Origin of the sequence: uncultured Gemella sp., from assembly GCF_963519265.1 — a bacterium.
In the GTDB taxonomy this organism is placed as follows: Bacteria; Bacillota; Bacilli; order Staphylococcales; family Gemellaceae; genus Gemella.
This window is the reverse complement of the sequence record NZ_CAUQNQ010000003.1, coordinates 68496-74495: the sequence shown is the minus strand read 5'-3', so window position 1 is coordinate 74495 and position 6000 is coordinate 68496. Positions and strand designations below refer to the sequence as shown.

Sequence of the window (6000 nt, the reverse complement as noted above, 5' to 3'; positions counted from 1 at the left end):
CAATCTCAGCTACAATCAATAAAAACATCTGGCCAAAAGCTCAACGTAGTGGAGCATTAGTAAACTACGTAATGGGATTAGCATTCATTACAGAAGGAGCTATCCCGTTTGCTGCAAGTAACCCAGCGCGTGTTATTCCACCGTTATTCATCTCAAGTGGTATCGCTGGAGCTTTAAGTATGACTTTTGGAATTGTATCGAAAGCTCCGCACGGAGGAATCTTTGCTGTTTTTGCTAATGCTGTAAGTAACCAGCTTATGTATCTATTAGCCTTAGTAATCGGTGCAGTATTAGGTGCATTACTATTAATCGCATCACTAAGCTTTGGTAAAAAGATAGTAAAATAAAATATTAATTAACTGTATATAAAATCATTATTTTAATATAAGTAAGAAATAGCCTCGAAATTCGCATTGAATTTTGGGGCTATTTTTAGGAAAGTTGTGTATTCTAGTTGTCTGAGATTTTCTTGTGTAGTTATCGTGAGAAGTTGTCGTATTGCTTTTTTATTTGTTTTTTGTGTTTTTAATATTGCACAGAGAAGCATATTTGTAATAGTGATATCATTAGAAAAAATGATTTTTTTCTAATATAATAAAGTTAGAAATAGGGTAGAATAAAATTATAACTAATACAAATAAGGGGGAGAACATAATGGAGGAACGACATAAAAACATAAAGCCTATTTATGATTTAGTTGTTAAAAAAGTATTTCGTAATGAAACTGTAGCATTGCAATTTGTAAAAGATATTTTCGAATTACCCGCAAAAAGTGCTAAATTAATTGAGGGAAATCAAATTTTTACAGCCAACAGCAATGTAGACTCTGATTTTAATATAGCTGTAGATATTCTAGTTGAGCTCGATAACCACGCACAGGTAATTATCGAGGTGCAGCTCGTTAAGCAAGTATTTTTTATTAATCGCATTTGGGCATATTTATGTAAGTAGGTTAATGATAATATTGAAAGAGTAAAATACATAAGAACAATAGCTCGATTAGTAAATAATGGTATACTGACAAAACAGATGGCATGTGAGGAGTTAGGTATAACAGAACAAGAGTTCGAGGCGTATTTGTAGGATTTTTTGAAAGGGAATGATGAAATAGTGAGTTCCCTTTTTAAAGAAGATTATATTTTTCCGAAAATCTCGTGGGGAATCGAGTTGTGAGATAGAGGATTTAGTTGAATATTTGATGAGGGCGGAGCTGGCTCGACAAAATCTTGTTTCTTTGAAATAACGATTTTTGAGTAACTCCCGCCTTTTTTATTGTTGAGTAGGGATTGTTTTTTTATAGAACGTATCAGGTAGGAATCTACTGTTCGTTTTATAGAATAATTGAGACGAGTTTTGTGGTTGTTTGTCTTTATTTATTAGCTGTAAAGAAATAAGTTTGTAATTTGGGTTGTTAAAAAGTTTCGCACATAGAAGAGCTTCTTAGTAGGCAAGATGTCTTGGTATAACAGAGTTTTCAGTAGTTAATTTTCCAGAGAAATTTGTTGTACATGGATGATGAAACCGAGGGGATATGAGGAATAAAAAAGTTTCGCACATAGCAGAGTCTCTTAGTAGGCAAGATGTCTTGGTATAACAGAGTTTTCAGCAGTTAATTTTCCAGAGAAATTTGTTGTACATGGATAAAGAAGCAAAGGAAATATAAAGAATAATAAGAAGTGTTCTAGAGTAAAGGTGAGGGTGTTCATAGTTGAAGAGAGGAGGCGGTTAATATTTAATTGACTAGCTTTTTTTAGCGTGATAAAATAGGCTATGATTATAGGAATAAGTGGCTTTAAATAATTAAAAAAGTGAGGAATATATTTGTGAATATTATTTTTTGTACTTCGCCATTTCAGGTTCTGATAGCTCGAGAGATAGTAAAAACAATAAAAGAGAAATTCATAGGGATCTATTTGAAAATGTCTCATGATAGGAGACAGGACATATACGCAGCAAAAATGATGGAATTTTGCGAAGATACTCTATTTATAGAAAACAAAAACTGGGCTCCTGAACTTAGAAAAAAACTAGAAAAAGTAAAAATTGAGAAATTCTATCTCGCTAGTCTAGATAATCCGATAGCTTTAAGTATATTAAGTTTTGAGTCGATACAATTATTCACTTTTGACGATGGTAGTACTGCTGTTATTGCACCAAATATGTATACAGCTAATAAGCAAAGGATAGTGTCGCATAACGGTATTACTTTAGAGAATGTTGTAAACTTATCTCAAGGACATTATACGATTTTTGATAGCAACACTGTATTCCCAGATTCAAAACTTATTAAAATAGATTTCAATATACAGCCAGAAGATTTCATTCGAGCGAATAATGGAAAAACGGTGAGAGTATTTTTAGGGCAGGCATTAGGGTCTTGTTTTGATGAGAAGGATATAGTGATTACAAAAGAATTAACCAAGAAAGCATTGACTAGCCTGGGGGATGTTTTATACTATCCTCATCCACGAGTTTCTTTGGAATTAGAAAATGTAAATAACGTCAATACGGATGTTTGCTTTGAAGAAGAGATATATAAGTTGCTAACTGAGTATGAATATGTAGAAGTCTATGGTTTTTACTCTACGTCGCTCCTTTTGGTAAAAGACATTCCAGGAGTAAGCGTCAAAGGATTTAGAACATTTTTGACTACAAATGAATCGCAGGTGTTAAACGATTTTGGGATAGAATATATAGACTTACCGATATCAGATAGAAAAGTAGATATTATCATACCGGTGCATAATGCTCAAGCAACTGTAGCGTCTGCTGTAGAATCGGTGCTGAATCAAGTACACAATAATTTCAGACTTATTATTGTGGATGGTGATTCGACTGATGATACGGAACTAATTTGCAGAAAATATCTAGAAGATAGTAGGGTGAATTATCATAAGATTGAGAGTGGGGGAATTTTTAAAGCTCTTGATGCTGGTATTTTTCTATCGACTGCGGAGTATATAGCAAGGTTAGATGCTACGAATGAGTGGTTGCCGTGGCATCTTGACTTTCTTCTTAGTGAATTGGAGTTGAATCCTAGATTAGATGTAATAGGTTCAAAGGTTATAGAAGGAGATTGTGTTGGGGGTATAAGGCGAAGTGTCTCTAACAATTTATCAGGAGAAAAGTTGTGGCTGATGTTGGCATATAAAAATATTTTCAATCATTCCGCTGTTGTTTTTAGAAAAGAAGCATATGAACAGGCTGGACGATATGATTTTAATAGCTGTGGTTTTGAAGATTGGCATTTGTGGGCGCGTATGGTAACTAAGGATAATGCTTTAGTGTTAGGTACTGTAACTGTATTTTGTAAGATATCGGATGAATATGACAGGGAAATGCTTTTTAGAAGTAGGCTTGCTAGGAGTCGAGGGTTAAGATTACAGGATGTATTGGAGTAGAATATGGTTAAAGTGTTTACAATAAAAGAAGGAGTACCTTGTCGTATTTATGGCTTTGAAAGAAGTCAATTGGCACGTCAAGATATTTTCGAAGAGATAGGTATAGAGCACCGATTGGTTGTTACGAATTTTGATGAATTTGTACCTAATTTTGTTGAGACTCTTGAAAGTTTAGGGTTTAAGAATTTTTATCATGTCATTTTAGAAAAATCTAACATCGCTAGAGATAAGCCGTGTGTTGATGGAAAATTTGTGGAAACATTAGAAAATGTTGCGGCAGTAGAATATACTAAAGAAGGTTTTGTTGGTCTTGTTTTCTATAAAGATGGAATTATCGAATGTTACACTTCGCAATTATTATATAAATACGCTCCAAAGGAACATAAGTTTATTCTTTATGGGAAAGAGGGGGTAGTCTTAGAAGGTGATGTTTCGGAAAATTATCATCAATACCACGTAAGAAAGACTGACGAAATATTATCACAGTGGCAACTTGTAAGTGAATATTTAGCAGAAAATTCAACGACAAACGACAAGTTTATTATAGATATGATTAATGAGTATCCACTTCAGTTGAGGAAATTTTTCCAAAATACTAGAAGAGAATTATTTGCGTATACGCATTATGATATACTTGCACCGTTTATGAAATTTGTATTGCAAGGTTGGTGTAAGAATATTGTTGCGAGTCCTATTTTGGAAGAGAGGCTTGGAAGTGATCGGGTTAGATTTTTGCCGCCAGTGTATGCAGAAGAAGTTAAGGACAAAACTTATACAAAAGTAAAAGATTGGTGTATTGTTGGTAATATGACGATAATAAAAAAATGCGAACTAGCGATAGAAGCATTTAGACGAACGCCAGAAAGTACGATAACTATTTATGGTAGTCTGCCGGAGGGATATAAGAAGGATAATCTACCAGAAAACGTTAGGTTCGCTGGGTTTGTAAAAGAGGTGCCTTATGAGAAGCACGAGGGTTATATTTCTTGCTCGCTTAGTGAATGTTTTGCAAATGCTGCAGTAGAAGCATCATCGAAAGGCTTAGTCTGTCTTCTTTCAAATGTTGATTTAGCTCATAGCTACTATGCAAGTATCTGTGAGAATACTAAAACTTTTAATTCGTTTGAAGAATTAGTGATTTTGTTAAAAAAATATCAAGAAGAAGGTGAATATCCATCTTCAACATTTGCAAATGAATATACAAGGCAAAAGGCAGTAGATGCTTATATGGAAGTTTTGAAAGTAAAATAAAAACATCTATAAAACAAACGAATATACATATTATTAAAAATCCTTATGGTGCAATTTCTTGTAGAAGAAATCTAATTATAGACGTGGATTCTCTATAGAAGTGCATAATAAGGATTTTTTTAGAGGCTCTTTGTCAAGTGCGGGAGCAACTCGACAAAATCTTGTTTCTACGAAATCACGATTTTTGAGTCACTTCCAAGTCTCAAAAAATTCAGATTGCTATAAAGTTAATACACACAAAGAGGACAGAAAGTAAAATTATTACTCTCTGTCCATTTTGATCATAGAACTTTAGTTAGTTTACTAAAAACAATCCCAGTTGAATAACACATCTTCAAAGTCTAGATTTTCTAATTTTTCTTTGTTAATAAAGAAATTAGCAACACCAGAGTCACCCCACATGATTTGAGCATCGTTAGAGTCGTTGCTCCACTGACTTTCTACTTGTAGGAGAGTAATGTTGTATGCGTTTGGTTCGTCTGGGTTTCGAGGATCCCACTGAGTAAATGTAGGATAAGCGCCGATAGCGTGATTAACCCCGTTAAAAGCCTTAAATAACGTATCAAAAACCTCTCTCTCTAGGTCATCGTATAAATCTCTGACATCTTCATTTGGAAATAATTCTTGAATAGTCTGTAGTGTCACCTCCTCAAACTGAAAATCATTAGAAGTAATAGATGACATACCTTTTTTAAATTTTAAGGCGAAAGAGGTATTTTTTTTATTAAAAGGTGAATATTCTTCGTCGTTATCTTCGTTTGGTAAAGTATACTTATTTAAAACATCTTCATTTGTTATGCCGTCTTCGGTTTCTTTAATGTATCTCACGTGATAATCTTCTCTATTATTTAATCCGAAGTTCTCATCACGGCTAATCCAAAATTGTAATAATCCCACTTTAGGATATAAATTATTCTCCGGTAATTCAGTACAATTTATTTGAGCTAGTAAAGACAACTGCATGTCGTTAGAATCTTTAGGAACATTAGAATCGTTAGCGATATACGGAATACCACCGAATTTACTATCTGTAATGCCAAGATTATTATTTTCTTCAATCATGATATTGATGCATTCGTGTGTATTATCATTTTTTATTTTCTCTATAACTTTATTAATATCTTCAAGTGTAATCATGAAAAACCTCCAGTATACGATGTTAATTAAATGTTCTCTGAAATTATATGAAAAGATTTAATTGTAGTCAAGGAAATAGATGTGAAAATAGAGGTTATGTGAATGAAAAGTGATAGTGTTTTAAGTAGAGAAAAAGGAAAAATATGATAAGATATGTTCTATTAGTTTATTTATCATATAAACAGAAAGAATTTCCAATATATTTTTATAA

At 33.1% G+C, this 6000-nt stretch carries 4 protein-coding genes and 1 pseudogene; 4 read left to right on the top strand and 1 reads right to left on the bottom strand.

Annotated elements, in window-relative coordinates:
• The 4 genes and pseudogenes from RWN11_RS01105 to RWN11_RS01090 form a co-directional block, all read left to right on the top strand.
• Window positions 1–347: pseudogene (locus RWN11_RS01105) on the top strand (PTS fructose transporter subunit IIC); the annotation flags it as partial.
• Window positions 348–654: 307 nt separating this feature from the next.
• Window positions 655–951 (top strand): hypothetical protein, encoded by a 297-nt coding sequence (locus RWN11_RS01100; protein WP_314159952.1) that lies wholly within the window; start codon window positions 655–657, stop codon window positions 949–951.
• Window positions 952–1808: 857 nt separating this feature from the next.
• The gene (locus RWN11_RS01095; protein ID WP_314159951.1) at window positions 1809–3401 is read left to right on the top strand and encodes a glycosyltransferase family 52; all 1593 of its coding nucleotides are present in this window, start codon (window positions 1809–1811) and stop codon (window positions 3399–3401) included.
• Between the two features lie 3 nt (window positions 3402–3404).
• On the top strand, window positions 3405–4652 hold the full coding sequence (locus tag RWN11_RS01090) for a glycosyltransferase (RefSeq protein WP_314159950.1): 1248 nt from the start codon (window positions 3405–3407) through the stop codon (window positions 4650–4652).
• 303 nt (window positions 4653–4955) lie between these two features.
• Here the strand turns inward: RWN11_RS01090 and RWN11_RS01085 are convergent, their stop codons facing one another.
• Window positions 4956–5789 (bottom strand): YwqG family protein, encoded by an 834-nt coding sequence (locus RWN11_RS01085; protein ID WP_314159949.1) that lies wholly within the window; start codon window positions 5787–5789, stop codon window positions 4956–4958.
• Window positions 5790–6000 lie beyond the last annotated feature (211 nt).

Excerpts from the sequence above, each read along its gene's own strand:
- RWN11_RS01090 (WP_314159950.1), top strand. The coding sequence starts at position 3,405 with ATGGTTAAAGTGTTTACAATAAAAGAAGGAGTACCTTGTCGTATTTAT.
- RWN11_RS01100 (WP_314159952.1), top strand. The coding sequence starts at position 655 with ATGGAGGAACGACATAAAAACATAAAGCCTATTTATGATTTAGTTGTT.
- RWN11_RS01085 (WP_314159949.1), bottom strand. The coding sequence starts at position 5,789 with ATGATTACACTTGAAGATATTAATAAAGTTATAGAGAAAATAAAAAAT.